The organism is Olivibacter sp. SDN3, from assembly GCF_014334135.1.
Taxonomy (GTDB): domain Bacteria; phylum Bacteroidota; class Bacteroidia; order Sphingobacteriales; family Sphingobacteriaceae; genus Olivibacter.
The window spans coordinates 198,043-219,203 of record NZ_CP060497.1 but is presented as its reverse complement, the minus strand read 5'-3'; the positions used below and the strand labels follow the sequence as shown (position 1 = coordinate 219,203).

At 40.2% G+C, this 21,161-nt stretch carries 19 protein-coding genes and 1 pseudogene; 14 read left to right on the top strand and 6 right to left on the bottom strand.

Annotated features, from left to right (window positions below; all coding sequences use genetic code 11):
- The first annotated feature begins 449 nt into the window (after window positions 1–449).
- The 5 genes and pseudogenes from H8S90_RS00985 to H8S90_RS00965 all read left to right on the top strand — a co-directional run bounded on the left by H8S90_RS00985 (window position 450) and on the right by H8S90_RS00965 (window position 7,982).
- The gene (locus H8S90_RS00985) at window positions 450–1,817 is read left to right on the top strand and encodes an alginate export family protein (RefSeq protein WP_187340800.1); all 1,368 of its coding nucleotides are present in this window, start codon (window positions 450–452) and stop codon (window positions 1,815–1,817) included.
- A gap of 315 nt (window positions 1,818–2,132) precedes the next feature.
- Complete coding sequence (locus H8S90_RS00980) at window positions 2,133–3,935, top strand: amidohydrolase (protein ID WP_187340799.1); 1,803 nt, start codon at window positions 2,133–2,135, stop codon at window positions 3,933–3,935.
- Window positions 3,936–4,267: 332 nt separating this feature from the next.
- Window positions 4,268–4,435: pseudogene (locus H8S90_RS26365) on the top strand (helix-turn-helix domain-containing protein); the annotation flags it as partial.
- A 256-nt stretch (window positions 4,436–4,691) separates the two neighbouring features.
- Window positions 4,692–5,528, top strand: a complete 837-nt coding sequence (locus H8S90_RS00970) for an MOSC domain-containing protein (protein ID WP_187340798.1) — start codon at window positions 4,692–4,694, stop codon at window positions 5,526–5,528.
- A gap of 285 nt (window positions 5,529–5,813) precedes the next feature.
- Complete coding sequence (locus H8S90_RS00965) at window positions 5,814–7,982, top strand: GH92 family glycosyl hydrolase (RefSeq protein WP_187340797.1); 2,169 nt, start codon at window positions 5,814–5,816, stop codon at window positions 7,980–7,982.
- Window positions 7,983–8,178: 196 nt separating this feature from the next.
- On the opposite strand, the gene H8S90_RS00960 is transcribed toward H8S90_RS00965, so the two are convergent.
- Entirely contained in the window at window positions 8,179–8,670 is a 492-nt protein-coding gene (locus H8S90_RS00960; protein WP_222852206.1) for a hypothetical protein, read from the bottom strand.
- A gap of 89 nt (window positions 8,671–8,759) precedes the next feature.
- Window positions 8,760–9,188, bottom strand: a complete 429-nt coding sequence (locus H8S90_RS00955; protein ID WP_187340796.1) for a thioesterase family protein — start codon at window positions 9,186–9,188, stop codon at window positions 8,760–8,762.
- Window positions 9,189–9,442: 254 nt separating this feature from the next.
- On the opposite strand from H8S90_RS00955, the gene H8S90_RS00950 reads away from it, so the two are divergent.
- Window positions 9,443–10,507: a class I fructose-bisphosphate aldolase gene (locus H8S90_RS00950; protein ID WP_187340795.1), complete on the top strand. Its 1,065-nt coding sequence runs from the start codon at window positions 9,443–9,445 to the stop codon at window positions 10,505–10,507.
- 6 nt (window positions 10,508–10,513) lie between these two features.
- Here the strand turns inward: H8S90_RS00950 and H8S90_RS00945 are convergent, their stop codons facing one another.
- Complete coding sequence (locus tag H8S90_RS00945) at window positions 10,514–11,251, bottom strand: hypothetical protein (RefSeq protein ID WP_187340794.1); 738 nt, start codon at window positions 11,249–11,251, stop codon at window positions 10,514–10,516.
- A 396-nt stretch (window positions 11,252–11,647) separates the two neighbouring features.
- On the opposite strand from H8S90_RS00945, the gene H8S90_RS00940 reads away from it, so the two are divergent.
- The 3 genes from H8S90_RS00940 (at window position 11,648) to H8S90_RS00930 (ending at window position 13,645) form a co-directional block, all read left to right on the top strand.
- Window positions 11,648–11,977: a DUF6152 family protein gene (locus H8S90_RS00940; protein WP_222852205.1), complete on the top strand. Its 330-nt coding sequence runs from the start codon at window positions 11,648–11,650 to the stop codon at window positions 11,975–11,977.
- A gap of 17 nt (window positions 11,978–11,994) precedes the next feature.
- A complete protein-coding gene (locus tag H8S90_RS00935; RefSeq protein WP_187340792.1) occupies window positions 11,995–12,471 on the top strand; it encodes a DUF6644 family protein in 477 nt (158 codons plus the stop codon).
- 73 nt (window positions 12,472–12,544) lie between these two features.
- Window positions 12,545–13,645, top strand: a complete 1,101-nt coding sequence (locus tag H8S90_RS00930; RefSeq protein ID WP_187340791.1) for a glycerol dehydrogenase — start codon at window positions 12,545–12,547, stop codon at window positions 13,643–13,645.
- A 62-nt stretch (window positions 13,646–13,707) separates the two neighbouring features.
- Here the strand turns inward: H8S90_RS00930 and catB are convergent, their stop codons facing one another.
- Window positions 13,708–14,346, bottom strand: a complete 639-nt coding sequence (gene catB, locus H8S90_RS00925) for a type B chloramphenicol O-acetyltransferase (RefSeq protein ID WP_187340790.1) — start codon at window positions 14,344–14,346, stop codon at window positions 13,708–13,710.
- A gap of 154 nt (window positions 14,347–14,500) precedes the next feature.
- Complete coding sequence (locus H8S90_RS00920) at window positions 14,501–14,992, bottom strand: DinB family protein (RefSeq protein ID WP_187340789.1); 492 nt, start codon at window positions 14,990–14,992, stop codon at window positions 14,501–14,503.
- Window positions 14,993–15,527: 535 nt separating this feature from the next.
- On the opposite strand from H8S90_RS00920, the gene H8S90_RS00915 reads away from it, so the two are divergent.
- On the top strand, window positions 15,528–16,601 hold the full coding sequence (locus H8S90_RS00915) for a hypothetical protein (protein ID WP_187340788.1): 1,074 nt from the start codon (window positions 15,528–15,530) through the stop codon (window positions 16,599–16,601).
- A gap of 12 nt (window positions 16,602–16,613) precedes the next feature.
- Here the strand turns inward: H8S90_RS00915 and H8S90_RS00910 are convergent, their stop codons facing one another.
- Complete coding sequence (locus tag H8S90_RS00910; RefSeq protein ID WP_222852204.1) at window positions 16,614–17,510, bottom strand: sugar phosphate isomerase/epimerase; 897 nt, start codon at window positions 17,508–17,510, stop codon at window positions 16,614–16,616.
- Window positions 17,511–17,734: 224 nt separating this feature from the next.
- On the opposite strand from H8S90_RS00910, the gene H8S90_RS00905 reads away from it, so the two are divergent.
- From H8S90_RS00905 to def, 4 genes are all read left to right on the top strand, one after another.
- The gene (locus H8S90_RS00905; protein ID WP_187340787.1) at window positions 17,735–18,952 is read left to right on the top strand and encodes a VCBS repeat-containing protein; all 1,218 of its coding nucleotides are present in this window, start codon (window positions 17,735–17,737) and stop codon (window positions 18,950–18,952) included.
- A 28-nt stretch (window positions 18,953–18,980) separates the two neighbouring features.
- Window positions 18,981–19,499 (top strand): hypothetical protein, encoded by a 519-nt coding sequence (locus H8S90_RS00900; RefSeq protein ID WP_187340786.1) that lies wholly within the window; start codon window positions 18,981–18,983, stop codon window positions 19,497–19,499.
- Window positions 19,500–19,799: 300 nt separating this feature from the next.
- Entirely contained in the window at window positions 19,800–20,051 is a 252-nt protein-coding gene (locus H8S90_RS26100; RefSeq protein WP_255501755.1) for a hypothetical protein, read from the top strand.
- A 417-nt stretch (window positions 20,052–20,468) separates the two neighbouring features.
- Complete coding sequence (gene def, locus H8S90_RS00890; protein ID WP_187340785.1) at window positions 20,469–21,050, top strand: peptide deformylase; 582 nt, start codon at window positions 20,469–20,471, stop codon at window positions 21,048–21,050.
- Window positions 21,051–21,161: the final 111 nt, after the last annotated feature.

Genomic DNA, 21,161 nt, shown 5'->3' with positions numbered 1-21,161 from the left:
TGTCGATTTCTTGTCTTAATAGGCAGAACATTTTTCTGCCTATCGCCAAATGATGAATGTCCCTTAAGGATCTTAACCAAGCATCTATAGAGATGCCTTATGCCGTGACAATCGCCGGCAAGAGTTGTTTAAACCAGTTTATTTTCTTGCCTCAATTAAAACAGTAGACCTTTGTCTACGTACTTTTCCTACAAATATCTTCGTTCCGTTGCATTCCGATTGCTGAGATTTGTATGGCATTTTATAATGATGTTCATGCAGTACACGGGATCCATATTTCTATTGATTGCCGTTCTGAAAAGCTGCAAAAAATGATTTGAACGGGATGGAAATACATAAATATACGAACGGGGGGTAACCCTCCTTTGGGAACCAAAACGATACACGATGAAAGGAAAACGACCCCAACCAAAACGGATCAGGAGATCAATCAATAATATGCACGGCTGATGAAACTAAAAACTGTATTACTAGTAAGTCTCTTAGTGTTGGTAAAATTTTCCTATGCCCAAAATTTCAAACTGTTACGTTTTAATGAAGATTATTCAGCTTTGAAGGGTAGTACCAGGACCTTTTACAATCGGTTGAAATACCTGCCGCTTTCGGAAAGCGGAAGAACCTATGTTTCCTTCGGTGGCGAGCTAAGGGCTGAACTGGACCGGGCACAGCACGAAGACTGGGGCGCAAGTAATGTCGGCAGAAATATTTTCTTGCTACAGCGGTACCAGCTGCATGCTGATCTGCATCTAAGTGGCAGGATCAGGATCTTCGGGCAGTTACGAAGCGGCTTGGAGAACGGGCGAAAGAACGGACCGCGGCCTATCGATGAAGATCAGCTGAATGTTCAAAACCTTTTCATAGACCTGATCCCTTACAAGGGAATGGATGATAGGATGACCATCCGGTTAGGACGCCAGGAATTGCAGTACGGTAGCGGCCGGCTGCTCGATGTCCGCGAAGGCCCCAACCTGCGCTTGTATTTCGACGGAGCCAAGGTGGCATATACTTCCCCAAAATGGAACATTGATGCTTTCCTCATGGCGGCCGGTCGTGTAAAGACCGGTGTGTTTGATAATCCCATTAGCCGAAAATCGAGCCTTTGGGGTATTTATAGCACACATAACGCGGCTAAAATGCTCCATATAGACCTTTATTATATGGGTATCAACCGGGATGAGGCCAGGTTTGATGATGGTGTTGCCGCTGAAAACCGCCAGACCGTCGGTGCCCGGTTGTGGGCGAACGGAAATGAAGTGCTTTACAACTTTGAGATCGGTTATCAGTTGGGTAAGTTTGGTGCGGCAGATATCCGCGCTTGGGGCGGTTCGATGGATATCGCTTATCGCTTCGCTAATCTGAACGGGGCTCCGACAGTAAAGCTCCGAAGCGATTTTATTTCAGGCGACGATGCCAAGGGCGACGGTAAACTGGGCACATTTAACGCTTTATATCCGAACGGCGGTTATTTCGGTATGAACCCACAGGCCGGTCCGGCAAACCTGCTGTCTATTCATCCGAACTTGAGCTGGAACCCGGTCGAGAATGTGCTGCTTTCCTTAGAGACGGTATTCTCCTGGCGGCAATCCCTACAGGACGGTATTTACCTTCCGGATGGTACGCTCAGGCTGGGTTCCTCAAATTCAAACCGCCGATATATTGGCACGGCTTACATTTCTACGGTATCCTGGCAGATCAGCAAGTTTCTGAGCTACAATGCGGGCGTACAATATTTTAAGACCGGGGATTTTATCAACGACGTGATACCGCAGCATAAAGATGGGGTTTTTATTAGTTCACTCTTAGGTTTTAAATTTTGATCAGAAATGTATGAAAATTTGCTTTCGATCCTGCTCGCACAAAAGATACGCATTGCCTATAAAGGCGATATAACATTGGGAATTTTATTATATCACTAACGTACAATCATGAACCCGACATGATTCAGATAACCGAAACGACAGCGAGCTCATTGATACCAAAATTTTTAACTGCTTGTCAATAATCATTAAGCACACAGGACAATGATTATCTGAATCATCAAAGGCTCCATCTGACAACTAAACCGCCGAAGGTAGCATGAATGCCTTTGGAAACAAGCAAGTAATAAATAAACAAAATAAAAATACAAACAGATGAAAAAAACCATTGCATTACTCACAGCAGCACTTATCGGGTCAGGATCATATGCGCAAACGGGCAAGCCATCTGCCGGTGCGGACTTGATCGTTTATCATGCCAAGATCACGACCCTGACGGCAGCACAGCCGCAGGCCACAGCGCTTGCCGTAAGTGCCGGCAGGATCTATGCTGTCGGCAACGATGACGAGATCCTTGCCCTTAAAGATGGACACACCCACCTGATCGACGCAGACGGCAGACGCCTGATCCCCGGACTGGAAGATTCGCATATGCATCCGCTGAACGAGAAGAATTTTAACCATAAGGTACGATGGGATAATGTGCCGACGCTTAAAAGGGCGCTTGAAATGCTGACCGAGCAAGCGGCGAGAACACCGGATGGTCATTGGGTAAAGGTGCACGGCGCATGGTCTCCCTATCAATTTAAGGAACAACGTTATCCGACAATTGAAGAATTGAACAAAGCGGTGCCAGACAAGCCTCTTTATGTTCAGTATGCCTACAACAGGGTATGGCTCAACAAGCCGGCCATGAAATTCTTCGGGGTCGGCACGTCAAAATTCCCGATGCTACCCGGTACCGAACTTCAAAAGGACGATAAAGGTAATTATACGGGGGTGATCGAAGGATATACTTTCGTATTTCTGGCAATGGATACCATGTTGCCAACAGCGACACCAGAGGAGCAGGTTAGCTCCCTTGAATATCTGATCAAAGACCTGAACCGTTTCGGAATAACTTCTGTCATTGACAACTCCAGCCTCATTGGTTACCCTGAAGGTCACGCACCCCTTCAAACCCTTATTAATGAGAATAGGCTAAATATCCGATTTCCGTTCGCTGACCTCGGGTTCAGTTATGATCCCAAAAAAAACTGGGTAGATACCGAGATAGAAAGGATCACGAAGATCTCACCTTTGAGCCCGGGACAAAATTTGCACCCCAATCTGGAGCATGGCTATGAGTATGAGGGGACCGGTGAGCTACTCCGTGCTGAGATCCATGACCATGAGAATTTTGATAGACCAACTGTCATCATTCCAGAAGATAAAATGAGAGAATACGCCAAAGAAGATGTTCGTAAGCTCATACAAAAGAGAATCCCCTTCCGTTTGCACATAACGTACAACGAAAATATAACCCCTTTCCTAGACGCGATGGAAGAAGTGGTCAAGACCACACCACTGGACGGCATGCGTTGGAGTATTGAACATGCAGAAACGATCAGTGATGAAAATATCAAAAGGGTAAAAAAATTAGGCGGCGGCATAGCTCTTGACGCAAAAATGGCGCTGCACGGAGAAGCTTTTGCAAAGACCCATGGCAGAGAAAAAGCTTTGTACACACCAAGATTCAGGGCTTTGATAAAAAGCGGCATTCCTTTGTCGTTGACATCGGATGCTTTCCGCGTCTCTCCCGGTAACCCATGGATAGGGATCAGTTGGGCAGTGACTGGCAAAGCCGTTTCTGGTAACGTCATTTTGGCTGGGGATAACCGCCTGACACGTGAAGAAGCCTTGAAATTATATACCATCGGTGCCGCCTGGTTCGAGTATCAGGAAAGTGACAAGGGACGCATCGCACCAGGAAATCTTGCAGACTTCGTGCTGCTGAGTGATGATTACTTTGCTGTGCCTGATGACCAGATTAAAAACTTGCAATCTGTGCTGACCGTAGTAGGCGGAAGAGTAGTTTACGGCTCAGATAAATATAGTGATCTTTCGCCAAAGATCGCGGATCCGTTACCGTCATGGTCGCCGGTGAAATACTTTGGCGGCTACCATTTTGAGAAATAAACATAACCCGCGCATATTTCAGGTTGACCAACCTGTTTTGTGTGATCCATGATCCTCTATAACAATCCCCAGGAGGAAGGCTAAACTTGAGGGTCCTTAAATGGACCACGAGGGTTTGCCTTTCTCCATTTTTATGTCTGGTACGTACCAACACTTTTCAGTCCGACAACAGTATTATAAAAACGGATTATGATAAGGAATGTATTGAATTTGCAAGGGAATACATGCTGGAACATGTACATGATCCACCTTCACTTTCCGAACTATCCAGATTGGTAGGTATCAACGAATACAAACTGAAAAAAGGGTTCAAATAAACCTTCGGTACAACCGTATTTGGGTATCTGTCCGATACACGTCTCGGTATCGCCAAGAATGAATTGCTGGCCAACCGGAAAACCCCGGCTGAGCTTGCACTGGGGTTGGGCTATTCTTTGGTACAACATTTCAGTGGCGCATTTAAAAAGAAATTCGGCGTTTCTCCCCGTAAATTGAAATAGCTAAATTCCCGTATTACAACTATAAAATCGAACTTTTCAAAAGTTACAATAAGCTTTGCTAAAAACCCACCAACTCCTGCAAATCATCTATGAAGTGTTTCGTAATACTTAATGTGTTACTTGGATCATTATACGAAAGCCAACACCTTTCGTGAAACACTGCCGTAAGGCTATCTTTTAGTTCTACTATATAATTTGAATAGCATTGTATCTACGAGCTAATTTGCTTAAGTTTGCTTGAGAAGGGCACCTATTTATGCTTACCGTCAGTGAACTATATATCTATCCGATTAAATCCCTGGGCGGGATTACCCTTTCTCGGGCAGAAGTTACCGATCGTGGCTTCAAATATGATAGACGTTGGATGCTCGTTGATGAGCAGAATAGATCTCTTACGCAGCGGCAGTATCCGCAGATGTCTTCAATCAAAATGTCTCTCAAGTCGTCAGGTCTGTTGGCCAGGCATCCAATGAGGGGTGATATCCATATACCTTTTCTTCCACATAACCATCAAACCATTGAAGAGGTAACGGTTTGGGGCGATATTTGCAAAGGGGTTACCCTCGGTTCTTCCTACGACCAGTGGTTCAGCGAAACCTTAGGATTAAAATGTCGACTAATTTATATGCCTGATGACACGCATCGCCAAGTGGATACACGTTATGCATCGAAGGGGCACTTTACCTCTTTTGCCGATGGTTACCCATTTCTTGCGATAGGACAAGCATCGTTAGATGACCTCAACAGTCGATTGGATGTACAGTTACCCATGAACAGATTTCGGCCTAATATCGTTTTCAGAGGAGGAGAACCTTATGAAGAAGACTTGATGAAGCATATTCAAGTAGCCAATATTGATTTTTTCGGCGTAAAACTCTGTTCACGTTGTATTCTTACTACAATTGATCAGCAAACCGCAGAGAAAGGGAAAGAGCCGTTGAAAACCCTCTCAACCTATCGGATGAAAGACAATAAAACTATGTTCGGCCAAAACCTTATCCATCATGGAACAGGTGTCATGCAAGTAGGTGATCGGCTAAAGGTATTGACAAGGCATGAAGAGAAGCGCTTTTTCGTATCCAGTCCTGTGTAGTCAATCTTTCGTTTTATTGAGAAACAAAACCTTTTTTCGAATTTATGATAGAAAGATATTCGTTAAGAGGAGCTTGAGTATAATCAAGGAACTCTCATTTCTTTGGTAATTCTGTCTAAAATATCCCAAGTGTCTATCTGGTCAAGATTTATCGATTTTAATATTGTCTCAAAATTTAACAAGTTGGTTTTACCATGATCAAAGTGCCGCATGTGAATTATATTATGACACAATCTTGCATATGAAAATAACTTTATCTAAGTTTGGGAAAACCAATAAAAAACCATGCGTATTCAAGTTAAAAACCTTTTAGCAATAATTTTAATAATACTGCTTACCTCAACTGTAAGTGAAGGTCAAACCAAAAAATCCTATACTGATTATGTCAACACCTTTATCGGTACGGCACCACTTACTGATCCTGAGATTTTAGGATACGAGTTACCGGAAGGTTGGCGATCTTGGGCCGGACTTACTTTTCCGGGCAGCTCGTTGCCGAATGCGATGGTACAACTGAGTCCGATTACGGAATATGGATCCGGTGCGGGTTATGAATATGAAGATACGCTAATCTACGGTTTTACGCACACCAATAAGGGCCATTGGAACCTTTGTAATATTCCAATTCTTCCTCTTTCGGATGGTGGACAAAAATCCTCCGACAAATTTAGATCCCGATTTTCGCATGAGAGGGAAAGTTCAGCGCCGGGCTTTTATCAGGTTTATCTCGATGACTATGATGTCGATGTGCATTTAACTTCAACACTTCGATGCGGCTACCATAGGTATGCTTACGAAGATAATGCGGGAAGACAAATTCTCTTTGATTTGGCAAAGGCCAATAATAAAGTTTCAAACTGGCAGATTGAACAGGTCGGTTCTTCCGTTGTACAGGGGTACCAGCAAACAGGCGAGAAGATTTATTTTTATGCTATACTAAATACCGCAATTGAAAGGGTGGAGAAAAAAGAAGAGGGAGCGTCTAATGGGTTTGCTGTCGTGCATTTAGTTAATGGTAATAATGAACCCGTCGAACTCAAAATAGGGTTGTCATTTGTCAGCATTGAAAATGCCAAACAAAACCTTCAACAGGAAATTGGTGATAAGTCCTTTGCTCAGATTCGCAATGAGGCGGCTTCGCAGCGGGAGGAACTATTATCATCTATAACTGTAAGCGGAGGAACGGAGAAGCAGAAAGAAATGTTTTATTCTTGCCTGTACCGATCATTTTTATGGCCAGCATTACGTAGCGACGTAAATGGAGCGTTTACAGATGCTAAAGGCGAAGTAGATCGTGCTGATTTTAATTATTATACAGAACCTTCTCTCTGGGATACCTATCGCAATAAAGATGTATTGCTAGGATTGATATCGCCAAAAGTTACACTAGACGTTATTAAGTCAATGAAAGATGTTGGCGATAAGACGGGATTTATTCCCACGTTTTTTCACGGCGATCATGGTGCCTCATCTATTACTGGAGCTTATCTAAGGGGCATTGATGATTTTGATGTGGAGGGCACCTACCAATTGCTTTTAAAGAATGCTAATGAGTCCGGAGGTGCCCGTCCTTATATCAATGAATATATCGAAAAGGGGTATATCGCTGATCCCGATATTTCCGAACCTCATGTAGAAACGAAAGGGAAGGCCGGTGTATCCAAAACTTTAGAATATGCGTATGATGACTATTCACTTGCCCAAATGGCCAACAAACTTGGTGATACAGCTAACTTTAACATACTGATGGAGCGGTCAAAGAACTATAAAAATATGTTTGACCCTACAACTAAATTTATGAGGGGTAGATTGGAGGATGGCACTTGGATCCAGAATTTTAATCCTCAATACCCTTATTATGAATATATGTATAGGGAAGCAAATGCTTGGCAAGTATCTTTTTTTGCTCCACATGACATGGAGGGCTTGATTGCATTATATGGAGGAGAAGAAGATTTCGAGTCAAAACTCGATTCGTTGTTTAGTGTGCCATGGAACCCTAACTACATTGCTAGAAATGTTGAAACCATGATAGGGCAGTATTGTCATGGCAATCAGCCGGATCATGAAGCACCTTTTGCCTACCATTTTATTGGGAAACCGGAGAAGTCACAAAAAATAATTGATTATATTTTAAATAATTTATATGGTATTGGTGATGAAGGTTTAGCGCTTTGCGGAATGGATGATGCCGGTGAAATGTCAGCTTGGTATGTCTTTAGCGCTTTGGGTCTGTATACGTTTTCTGCAACAGATCCGGAGTATATCGTTACTGTTCCGCTTTTTGATGAAATAAAATGGAAGACAAGTAATAACGAAGTACTGACGATAACAAAACCGGAAAAAGGTAGGGCCCTCAAGTCTATAAAAGTAGATGGACGAGAGAGTGAAGGTTATTTCGTGTCGCACGATCTATTTAAGAACGGTGGTACGATAGACGTAATCACCCAATAAAAGCTAAAAGTATTTTTGATTAATTTCACAAAAAGGTTCGAATAAATAGTTAAGCGTTCGGTAAAACGTAACGGGACATTCTTACAAATGCAGTAATCGGGGAAATCAACATGTGGCTCTATATTGGTGTTTGCGAATGATATTTTCGTTTGTATGAACGAATTATAGCAGCATAACTATTGTGAAAGGAAGGATGTTATTTTCGATTTTTAATTGAAAAAAAATAATGGGCAAGAAAAGATAACGGTAGGCCGATCATAACGATTAGGATCAGCATTTCCTTCAAAGCTTGGAGTCCATTGAATGCGCTTTTCGGTGTTTGGCTAAGGGGTACAACGATCAAGTTCATAATTGTCCATACAAAAACTCCATACATGATGCCAGTGACGATTTTATACGCTGATAAAATTGGCGCATTAAAATACAGTAAGTAAAACACTACCGCAAATACCATAGCTATGATATAATGTAGAAGCAAACCTGCCAGAATAATAGCAATACCCCCTGAGAAAGCGTCCGTACCAAAAAGGCCACTGGCAATATATTTGAAAACAAACAACGGGTTTTTGCCTGTAGAAAGGTAATAATTTACTAAAGCTGCGAGTATATCAAATGTACCAACGAGTAATCCGGAGTATAATACCTTTAATCCAATATCCGTTTTAGAAAATTCCGTTCTCAGTTCCATAATATGATTTGCTTAGCTTGGTTATAACTGATACTTTCAATGAAATTCCAACCACATGTGAGTTTCTTTTAAAGATTATATTTATATCATCATTGTATGTATTCAAAATCGTCCGTTTTAGGAAAACTATACAGCCCTTTATATACAATTTTTGGAACAGGCTTGGCTAATTTTCGCTTTATCGTATCCATCCAACTGCCCTCAACTTTTAATATAGCATGTAACTTATTCGTATCTGAAAGAAACCGATGTCGGATGATCCAAAACGAAGCATCTTTTTTCATTCTCAATAACTTAGTCTCAATATAGATTTTACTGGTCATCGTAATTTCACGTTTAAACTCACACTCTTCCTTAAAAAGCACCGGTCCAAATTGTTGTTCCTTCATTGCGGCAATAGTAATATTGTATTGGTTTAAAATAGAAATTCGCTCCTGTGCGGCGAAATCATAATAAGAACTATGTCGCAGATGAAAATTTGGATCTAGGTCGGCCCATCTAATTGTTATATAATCCATACTATTTAGTTAAAAAGTAGAACTTCAAAATTGAATCACATTAAAATTAACAAAAATCAGTCGTATTTTGTAAAATGCGTTTATCACTATCCAAATTATCACTAGTGTATTTATAATTAGCTTGCGTCAGTTTACCTAAAGTTTGCATGTTTTTCCGTTCATCGCAGGAGTGATGGAACTTCTTTTATAAAACGAAGGTTAAATGATGAACTTTTTTTAACCATATTGGTTGTAAAATAAATAAAATAGCAGTTATGAATATCGACCAACTAATTCAATACTTAGGTGCCGAGGATTTGCTTTCGTATCAAAGTAAGACTATTCCAAAAGAATTACTTCATTTGCCTTCTCCGTCGTTCATTGACGAAGTATATAGTATTTCAGACAGGAACCCACAGGTACTGAAAAGCTTGGGTAACCTTTTCGGACACGGCAGATTAGCATCTACAGGGTATTTATCCATCTTACCTATTGATCAAGGTATTGAGCATAGCGCTGGCGCTTCTTTTGCAGCTAATCCAATATACTTTGAGCCGGAACATATAGTGAAGTTGGCTATTGAGGGAGGGTGTAATGCGGTTGCAACTACTTATGGTGTATTAGGGGCTGTTGCTAGGAAATATGCGCATAAGATACCATTTATAGTCAAGATTAATCACAATGAGCTGTTGACCTATCCCAATAAGAGTGATCAGATCTTATTCGGAACGGTCAGAGAGGCTTGGAATCTGGGGGCAACCGCTATTGGAGCGACTATCTACTTTGGTTCATCCGAATCTGGAAGACAGATCATTGAAATCAGTCAAGCTTTTGCAGAAGCGCACTCTTTAGGTATGGCCACCATTTTATGGTGTTATCTACGTAACGATGCGTTTAAGAGAGAGGGCATTGATTATCACTTGTCAGCAGACCTTTCCGGTCAAGCTAATCATTTGGGGGTTACGATTCAGGCAGATATCATTAAGCAAAAACTTCCCGAGTTAAATGGGGGATACAAAGCATTAAATTTAGGAGACAGCAGTTACGGTAAGCTAGACGAACGGATGTATACCGAATTAAGTACTGATCATCCGATTGATTTATGCCGATATCAAGTGTTAAATTGTTTTGCCGGAAGAGCCGGATTAATTAATTCGGGAGGGGCTTCAGGTAAACATGATTTCGCAGAAGCCGTCCGCACAGCTGTCATCAATAAGCGAGCAGGTGGGACTGGTTTAATATCAGGTAGAAAAGCATTTCAGCGGCCCTTTAAAGAAGGTGTGGAACTGTTGAATAAGATACAAGATATATACTTGATGAATGAGGTGACGATAGCATAGGTTTGTCTAAGGGGGTGATTTTTTAAAAGCGGTGTATGATTTTTTGATGTATTTATAGAGCTCATAGTCCGACCAGCTCTCAAGTTCCGTCAAATCTGGGCGATAGGCTGTAATAAAATCTGTGATTTCATTATCATTTATAGTGATCACTTTTTTTATCGTTTGTTTATTGAATCTCATTTCTATTTGGTCACTTTCTAATAATTGGTTCAGGTGAGCTTTAAATCTTCTAACCTGTTTTGCGTCCCTGCTTAGCAGTTCACGGAAAAAGGTGATCGGGCTGCCGTCAAATGGAGATAGTAATGCTATAGGTGGTTGTCCGTCAAAATAGATCTTTTTTTGGCGATTATAGTTTGTAATTAACTGGCCCATATCCGCTTTTTTATCAATATTGGCGCTTATTACCACCTCATCCAATAAAACTGTCCGGTCAAGATATACAGTCATATGTTCATAACTCGTTACCGGCATGATTTTTCTCGGAAAACCATTACATAAAATTTCAATTGAATCACCTATTTTGGCGTTTATGGAAAAAACGCCTAAATTATCGGGAGAGGTGGCTTCGTGAGTTGCAAGGTTGTTGATTATCGTATTACCTACCTTTACGGCGGTTTTAGATATACCGGTATCGGTCAATACGACAACTCCGTGGATAGGTATGCCGGTCTGCGCAGAAACAGGGGCTGTTACGCAGACGCATATAGTTGAAACAATTGAGGTGAGCGCGTAAATACGATTCATTTGAACTAAAAATAACAAAAACGAGCATATAGGTATACTGCTTTAACACTTTTTAACCATATGCCATTGGTCTATGCAACTTTGCCAGGACCTTGAACCTCTTTTAAATAGCTTTAAATTTTGGAAAATAAAGGAGTTGGCCAGCATATGGCAATCTTAGATATTTTTTTGTTACCAGATCGGTATGTTTTTTATGAAATTAAAGCATAAACCATGTCTATCGAAACAATTCCACGGGAGTTGCAGAATGCTATTGCTTCGCGGGGGGAATACAATATTAGTAGCTTTTAAACAGCGGATTGAAAACATAGATGCTAGCCTTTTGTTCTAAGAATATAGATTGATACGTTAACAAACTAAATTTTCCAAATTATGACTTACCTAAAAAATATTTCAGTGGCAAGTTTATTTCTGCTCTGTGTTTCATTTACATCGTTCCACCACGGATGGGCCAGTTATGACCAAAATAAGGTGTTGGATTTCAAAACTACTATTGAGCAATCTGTTTACGAAAATCCACACGCACTAGCGGAAGTAAAATATAAAGAAGAGATGTGGACGGTTTATCTGGCACCCGCTAGTCGTATGACCAATCGTGGATTATCTGCAGATATGATCAAAAAAGGAACTGCTGTGAGAATAGTTGCTTATCCTCATAAAACCAAAAAAACAGAAATGCGTGCGGAGCGAATATTTATTGGAGACAAAAAATATGAGTTACGTTAATTTGTAAACTCTTTTTTATGTCTAACTTTTTTAGCTGGTTGGAAAGTACATCTTTGGCGTTGGGTATACGCCAATCCATGTGGTTGTACCCAGCTTTGGAGATTGTCCATATAGTTGGTATTGTTCTTCTTGTTGGTGCGGCCTTTATGTTTGATCTGCGCTTGTTAGGCTTTTCTAAAAGTCTTCCATTGCAGGAGTTATCCAATCATTTGTTACCCTGGTCGGCAAGAGGTCTGATACTTATTGCACCTTCGGGAATTCTATTATTCATTACTAACGCAAAATCCCTTGGTGTGGATCCAACATTTTGGCTCAAAATGATCTTACTGGGTATTGCCGCACTCAATGTGCTGGTATTTCATAAGTTTATTTTCAAGAAAAATATTGAAGTGAGCAGTTTTTATGACTCCCCCATTTCGGTAAAGATATCTGCATTTTTATCAATTATAATTTGGATCGCGATTATTGCCTGTGGTCGTTTGTTAGCTTACTGAATACCCGTTCTATAGCTGAGTTTTCCACAGAACAAATCAGTAGAAGTTTTGTAGAGTAAAAAATAGCATTTGTATGAGTAAATTTATCTTTTCATCTCCACAGAAATATATTCAAGGGAGAGACGTCATTAATGAGCTGGGCAGTTACGTTACTGAATTGGGAGACTCAGCATTTTTGGTTTCCGATAAGGTTGTTTGGGAATTAATAGGGGATAAGGTAATAGCATCTTTGGATAGTGCCAAAACATCATTTCATTACGAAAAATTCAATGGTGAAGCTTCAAAAAAGGAAATTCAGCGTTTGGCAAAGAAAGCGCGCGCTGAAGGGACAACAGTCGTAGTCGGCTTGGGTGGTGGGAAAACACTTGACACGGTTAAAGCAGTAGCCGATGAGCTTAAACAACCAGTGGTAATAGTACCTACCGTAGCTTCCACCGATGCTCCTTGCAGTGCACTGTCAGTTATTTATACAGACGATGGTGTATTCGATAGTTACCGTTTCTACACAAAAAATCCTGAACTGGTTCTGGTAGATACGTATGTTTGTGCTCAGGCACCGGTACGACTGTTTGCTTCGGGTATTGCCGATGGATTGGCAACATTTGTTGAAGCACAGGCCGTTGCACGCACCAATTCAAAATCTATGGTCAATGGAATACCCACAATTGCAGGGATGGCCGTTGCCGAAGCTTGCGAAAGGACGTTGTTAAGATATGGGTATAGTGCCTACATGGCAGTTTCAGAAAAACTCGTTACCCCTGCGGTAGAAGCAGTTGTGGAGGCTAATACTTTGCTTTCCGGCCTAGGATTTGAAAATGGAGGACTTGCTGCTGCTCATGCCATCCACAATGGGTTTACCGCTGTTTCTGGCGATATTCATCATTTAACACACGGTGAAAAAGTAGCCTATGGTACATTGACGCAAATGGTGCTTGAAAGGCGTGATGATGATGAAATTGCTCGCTATATTCGCTTCTATCGATCCATAAAAATGCCAACAACGTTAAAAGAAATCCATTTGGAAAATGTTAGTAGGGAGGGACTGTTAAATATAGGCGAACTCGCAAATAGCGATAATGATACATTAAAAAACCTCAATCCAAATCTTTCCATAGAAGAAGTTGCTGATGCACTTCTTGCTGTAGATGCGTTCAGTAGAACGGTATCGGATTAGTTTTATGCACATTAAGGTTTCCTTTGAGAATCTTTGAGGAGATTCTCAAAGGAAGAACTTTTTTATCCCGAAATTGTACTGTTTTTACTGTATCGGTAAAGTTCGTCTATATTACCGCTGCATAACAGTGGTATCACAGGCTTTAATTTCTCAATCTCCCAATCCCACCATTTCATTGCTAGCAGCATTTCAATTTGATTGTTATCAAATCTCCTTCGAATTTCCTTTGCAGGATTACCACCAACAATTGAATAAGGTAAGACATCCTTTGTGACTAGGGCGCGGCTTCCAATTACGGCCCCATCTCCGATTGTTATGCCTGGCATAATCATCGCCTCGGCACCAATCCATACGTCATTCCCGACAATGGTATCGCCTGCCGGACAATAGCCGTTAATGCCCTTTGCGAATGCAGGTTCTTCTTCCATATAAAAGAATGGGAAACTAGATATCCAATCGTACCGGTGACCTTGGTTACCGGCCATAATAAATGATACACCTGTCCCAATAGAACAGAAGCTTCCAATAATGAGTTTGTCCACATCATCCCGATCTGGCATTAAGTAACGCGCACAGTCATCGAAAGAATGACCATGATAATAACCCGAGTAATAACTGTATCTGCCAGCAATAATATTAGGGTTGGAAGTGTGATAGGCTATAATTTTTCCCTTAAAGGGACTTTCAAAAAAATTTTTCATAATAATAAATAGTTAAAGGATCTGGCATGTGTTGAGACGCCAAAAAAAGACAATAAATGACCGCTTCCTTATAGAGGAATTTACTGGAACGGTAAAAAAAGAATAACTATTTAACTGAGATTTCCATGGTCGTGCAAATATATAAAATTATATTTTAATGCCACCAGCCATTTAATTTCCTTATTAGAATAATTTGACCAACATGATAGGCATTATGATCCATAATTAGCAATGCTTCATTAAAAAGACTTTGTCCAGTGCCATGTTCAAAACGTTTCAGAATATCTGCATCTCCCCGTTTAAGCCAATCTACAAAAAGTTCATGGTCAGCTTTAATATTATCTAAGGTCTGCTTCCATTCTTTACTGCCTTCGGGGCTACTTTTTTTTGGCCAATAGCCTAAAGGCCAGTCGGGAGACCGATATTCGGGATTACGGCAAAATTCGACTATATCGTATTGGGCAATCCGAATATGTTCAGCGAGTTGCCAGATATTATAGGGGAAATTTTTTTGCTTCTGTCCTGCTTGTTCCCAAGAAAGCCCATGAAGCGCATCAAAGAGGTCCGCATGAGCACCGCTTGAGGTGAAACGATCCAATAATTGGTCCTTTAATTGTTTAATGAGATGTGTTATAGTGGGTTCCATGCATATAAAAGGATCTAAAAACACGTTTGTTTGCTGAAAATAAAATCTTTTTAGGGAATCTTTTATTCAGTTGTAGCTAAAATATATACTGAAATTAATGGTTTACTTCGTCCCCCGGTTAAACGGAATAGAACTAAAAATTTATAAGCGTAAACTCGATTCTTCTATTAGGAGAAGAAAAAGTGTTCACCAATTCGGGTGTCAACCTTGCTAAATTAAGCCAGAAGATCGATCTTTCGATGGACAACCTGTCTTTCTTTATCAACAGAGCATATGGAATGACTTTTTATTCGTTGATGAATTCGTAACGGCTATTGTCGCAAGACTACCGTAGGCATTTAATGATTCTTAGTATTGCTTGTGAGGCAGGGTTCACGTAAAATAAACATTCAACCATATCATTAAGAAGGTTATCGGCTTAATAGCCTCCTTATTTGAAAACAAATAAACCAAGAAATATGTCCAAATGTACCCATTTGGACGAATAACTCCTATTTAATGTGTTCTTTGCTTCAAGATTAATGTAAAACACGTTATGGGAACAATACCTTTAAAAAGCAAAGTTTGGTTATGCCTAGCGGCAGGACTAGTAGTCGGCGCAGACTTCAGAAGACTATCTCTTAAGTATTTCTCACCTTGGATTCCCCCCGTTGTCCTCTTGGCAACTACCTTTTTGCTGCTTTTAATAGGTTTGCTATTGCCTTATATATGGCACGCTCGTGAAAGGAAGGCAAGCATAAATAGCTATCGGTTAAAAGCGCTTTTAGAGCATGCCGTTATTTACGCATTAGCTCTTGATTTATCCATGTTTGGATGGCATAAAATCGAAGGCTTACAGATGATTGTTCCATTAGGGGTGTTAGATCAACCCTTCAGTAACTTTTCGGGCGAAAACTTGGTATGGGCTTTTTTCAAATACTCATATCCCTTTACCGCATGTATTGCCTTGTTGCAGATCATAACCGCAGCATTGCTACTTTTCTCAAAAACGAGGCTTTTCGGATTGATACTGGCAGTTCCGGTCTTGATTTTTATAACCTCCTTGGACTTCTTTTACCATATGCCCATAGGGGTGCTCATACACGGTATTATATTGCTTATTGGGGTGTTTTATTTCTTATCGCAGGATTTTAATAGGTTAATTGATTTTATTTTCCAGCCCATGAAAGGCCTGAATACCTTGCGTATCGCCTCTGGAACAAAATATTTCTTCCGGTTATCCATATTTATTTGGCCCATCATTTTTTATCTTATTTACGACTATCCCGATAAGCATCCACATTTAACAGGGAAATACTTTGTGCAGGATTTGACAGTAAATCAGGTGCCCGTTAGTGCCAGTAGCCCAAAAGATAGCGTGCTGACTAACATTTATATGGATCTGGAAGATGAAATAGTATTCGATTTCAATGATTATCGGTATCGATATATCGGAACATATCGTTTGGAGGAAGAGACGGATTCCATAGAAATCCATTGGCGATATCCTAGCGATACCTTAAATGGTTTCATCGGTAAGCTTTCGAAAGTTAACGGCCAACTGGTTCTCGAAGGAGAGATGAATGGTGAAGAGCTGAGAATGAAATTAAGCAGAGTAGAAAAAGAATGAGGAACTTGGTGTTTATAAATAACGTTTCAAATTCTTCTTGAAAAATTCTGCGCTTTGCGCTATACTCTGCATCGCATCCTCACGGAAATTGCCACCCTGTTCGAGGTAATAATACTGCAAACCTGCAATTTCCGTATCGGGCAGAATCTTGGTATAATCAATAGAACCGTTTCCCAGCTCGGTATAGTCCTGGTTAACTTTGTCCATATCTTTGATATGCCACATCGCAAAACGTCCGGGTTGTTTTCTAAACAATTCTGCGGGCGTCATTTTCGATGCACGCATTACCCAGTAAAGATCTATCTGCAATTTTACAAGATCCGGCGCTGTCTCTTTCATGATGATATCATAACCGTTTTTACCATCATAATCGATAAATTCAAAGTCGTGGTTATGGTAGGCAAAGCCTAATCCTGCTTTCTTGATCCGTTCCCCAATCGTATTTAGTTTTGATGCCAGCAGCTTAAACTTATCAATATCCCTGTCCTGCGGATCAAGCCAAGGCCATGTAATATACTTTTGTTTAAGGATATGCGCTCCTACAATGCACTGATCTACATAAGCGAGCAATTCATTTTCAGGGGCGTTAAAATAGCGGAATAGATCATAATGGCCGCTGGTGGTGATCAATCCATGATCATCCAATAATTGGCCAAATTCTTTTGCTTTTAAACCATAATAAGCAACTGCTTGCGGATCAAAACCATAGGTTTCGGTGTCTTCATAGCCAAGCGCACCTACTTTTTTCAACGTTGTATCCGGGTTAACGGCCATTGCTTCTCGAATGGTGAATAGTTGCAGTCCCATTTTATACTTCGGCTTAGGTATGGCCGATACGGCTTTACCTCCTAACAAAAGACCGGATGCAGCGATGCAGGTCTGTGAAATAAAGTTCCTTCTAGTAGTCATTTGTACTTTAGTTAAAAGTTTTTTTGTAATAGCTAGTTAGTTGAACTGGCTAGCTATTACTTTCGGTTTGATACCATTCATGGAAAGGTATGAAAATATGCTTTAAATTAAGTAAATTTTACTGAATGAAGTTTTTCTATCTGAGTGATAAATCTAAACCTTAAGAGTCCTGTTATGTTGTTTATGAAAAAGCCAAAATATTAGAATAAACCAAATTAACTCTTATGACAGTTCAGCAGATTATTCTTTCTTCTTTAGTTATTCCTTTGATATTATTCTTTAATAGTAAAACCACTTCAGTCAATAAGCAAGATAACAAACCAAATTTCAAAAAGCAGGTGCTTGACGAAAATGTAAGTATAGGTTACGGAATAGCTATCGGTGACGTAGATGGCGATGGGAAGCCAGACATTATTTTAGCCGACAAAAAGCAATTTGTTTGGTATAGAAATGGTGATTGGAGAAGGTTTCTATTGGCAGAAAATGTCACAATTCATGATAACGTATGTGTTGCCGCAGAAGATATAGATGGCGACGGTAAAGTGGAAATTGCTGTTGGGGCACAATGGAATCCTAATGAGACCTCAGACCCTACGCAGTCCGGATCAGTACATTATCTAGTCCGACCGGAAGATCCTACCCAACTCTGGGAAGCTATTGAACTACATCATGAACCGACAGTTCACCGTATGAAGTGGATAAAAACCAACGACGGTCAAGCCTATTTGGTAGTCCTTCCGCTTCATGGTAGAGGAAATAGAGATGGGGTAGGCGCAGGAGTAAAGGTACTAGCTTATCGCTATCCAAAAAATGTACGAAGCAATTGGTCTTTAATCACCTTAGATTCCAGTCTACATCTCACGCATAATTTTGATAGAATAGTAGTTGATGATGATAAAAAAACAGGACTAGCGGGTTTGTATGTGGCTTCTCAAGAAGGTGTACATTATATAGACTCCGAATTTGCTATTGACAATAATTCAGGGAAAGCAAAAAAAATTAAGGGTTTAGATTATGGAACAGGCGAAATAAGCATAGGTAAAGATGCCGAACGGGGTAATTTTATAGCAACCACAGAGCCAATGCATGGCCATCAGGCTGTTGTTTATGAGGGTATTGGTGATCAGGTAAAACGAACGGTTTTGGATACTAAGCTTAAAGAAGGGCATGGTATCGCTACAGCAGACTTTCTTGGTTTGAATACAGATCAAGTGGTGGCCGGATGGAGAAACCCCAATTGCGATGAACAAGTGGGTGTGAAAATGTACGTGAAAGATTCCCTGTCAGCAGCATGGGAACCTTATTGGATTGACAAAGGGGGGATGGCCTGTGAAGACCTGCATGTCGATGATTTGGACGGTGATGGTAAACCCGATATTATTGCGTCAGGTAGAGCAACAAATAATCTTGTTATTTACTGGAATAAATCTGCGGGGCATTAATTATCTTTGAAATTAAACTTTTTTGCCGATGAGTTTATCCCGCATTCGTTCAGGTTTTTGGACAATCTTCTTAACCATTGCGATAACACCTGCTCTTTATGCTCAGCACGCGAGTGGGTTCATGCCATTAAATCGCTTGGGTATATCTTACCAAAAGAGCATGGGCATAGATCTTGGCTTTGGTGCGTATAGTGTGCTTTTCGGGCATAAAAAAGCAAGCTTTTTTGATATGTCCTTGGGGACCGAAGCTGTGTTTGCTAAACAATTTGCCTTGGTTCCCAAGTTAAATATAGATGCGGGTGTGCCCGTATGGATGTTAGGGGGGCTAACTGTGGGTGGAGGTGTTGATGTGGGCTGGTATACAGATTTTTCAACCAACAGTTTGCGTATCACACCAAAAATGGGTGTTACTGCGGGGTCGGTCATCAGGTTATATTATGGATATCACGCTTATAGCCGTATGCCCTTGCCTGAAGGTATAGGACGGCACCGCATTTCATTGGAATTGAATATCGCTGCATTTCATGATTTTAAAATAGGTTTATGAAATCGATAGACCAAAGTACGCAAGTTCCTGTTGATTACGGAGTTTTCAATCGAAAAGCCCTCTTGCTATTAATAGGGTATAGCTATTAATTTCTGTTGATATCTACGTGACTTATCGGTAGAGTTATCATTTCTACAAGTGATTAATAATCATATTTTAGTGTCTGTATTGTCGTTAATATCGAAAAATTTTAGAATCGTACTACGTTAAAATAATAAAGCCAATTTGTTTTGTACGGTATTGAAGGGCAGTACTTCTAATCTCTTAGTGGCAACATATTTTAAGAAAACCTCATATAAAATGGGACACATTAGAGCATATTACGAACGTATAATAAAATTGCAAGAATCAGAATGGGAATTTATCGCGGCACATTTCGATAGGAAAATATTCGCCAAAAATGAAATCATAACTAAACAAGGCGAGACAGAAAATTACCTGTCGTTCATAGAAACGGGAATTGTGCGCTTTTATATTCCTGACGATCCCAGCGAATTGACTTTCAATTTTAATTTAACAGCGAATTTACTTGTGCTTATGAGTCGTTTTTAACACAAACACCATCTGAATACGAACTTCAATCATTAACAGAAACAATCGTTTGGCAGATCTCATGTGATGATCTGCAAAAAGTATATACTGAAACTAAAGTCGGTAACTGTTTAGGACGTGTTGTATCGGAAAAATTATTCCTGATCAAAAGTAAAAGAGAATTATTTTTACTTAAATATAATTCCAAAGAAAGATATCTGCGGTTATTCAGCGAGCAACCTGATATTCTGAAGCTTATTCCGCTAAAATATGTCGCTTCATACATCGGAATAACACCTCAAGGATTGAGTAGGATACGTAGACAAATTGTAGCGCAATGACAAACGCCAAAAATTAAAAAATGCCGGGAGGTAACTACTTAACATAGGTTCATTGCCCATGTTGTCTGTTCTTTAGAACTTTACAAAAAACTAAGGAATGAAATTACCAATATTAGCTTACGGGCATCGTATTTTAAAGCAGAAATGCGAAAGTATTGATAGAAAGTATCCCAATCTGGAGCAAATCATTCGGGATATGTGGGAGACCGTGCAAAATGCCAACGGTTGCGGCTTGGCGGCATCGCAAATTGGACAGGCAATTAGGTTATTTGTCGTGGATAGCAAGACAACTTATGAAAATTTGGAAGAAGTGGGCAGACAAACCTTTTTTGATGAAAACGATAAGGGAATAAGGGAAACCTTTATCAATGCAAATGTGATTGAGCGTTCTTGTGGTTTTTGGGAAGACGATGAAGGTTGCTTAAGTATTCCGAATTTATCACAAAAAGTAAAAAGAAATTGGACAGTTACTATAGAATATTACAACCAAGATTTTGAGAAACAAACACAGACATTTAGTGGAACAACTGCAAGAATGATACAACACGAATATGATCATACGGAAGGGATTTTATATGTCGACTATCTCAAACCATTAACAAAACAGCTAGTGGCACCAAAACTCAAAAAGATAGCAAAAGGACAAATCAAAGCTAGCTATCCAATGAAATTCATATAAATTTTTTACCAAGGGCTTCTGGTGTAATATAAAATTTAGTTAACTAAATTTACAGAGCCAACAACCAAGTTAGTGAATTAATCTTAAGGATAAGTGCCTGCTTTAAATTTG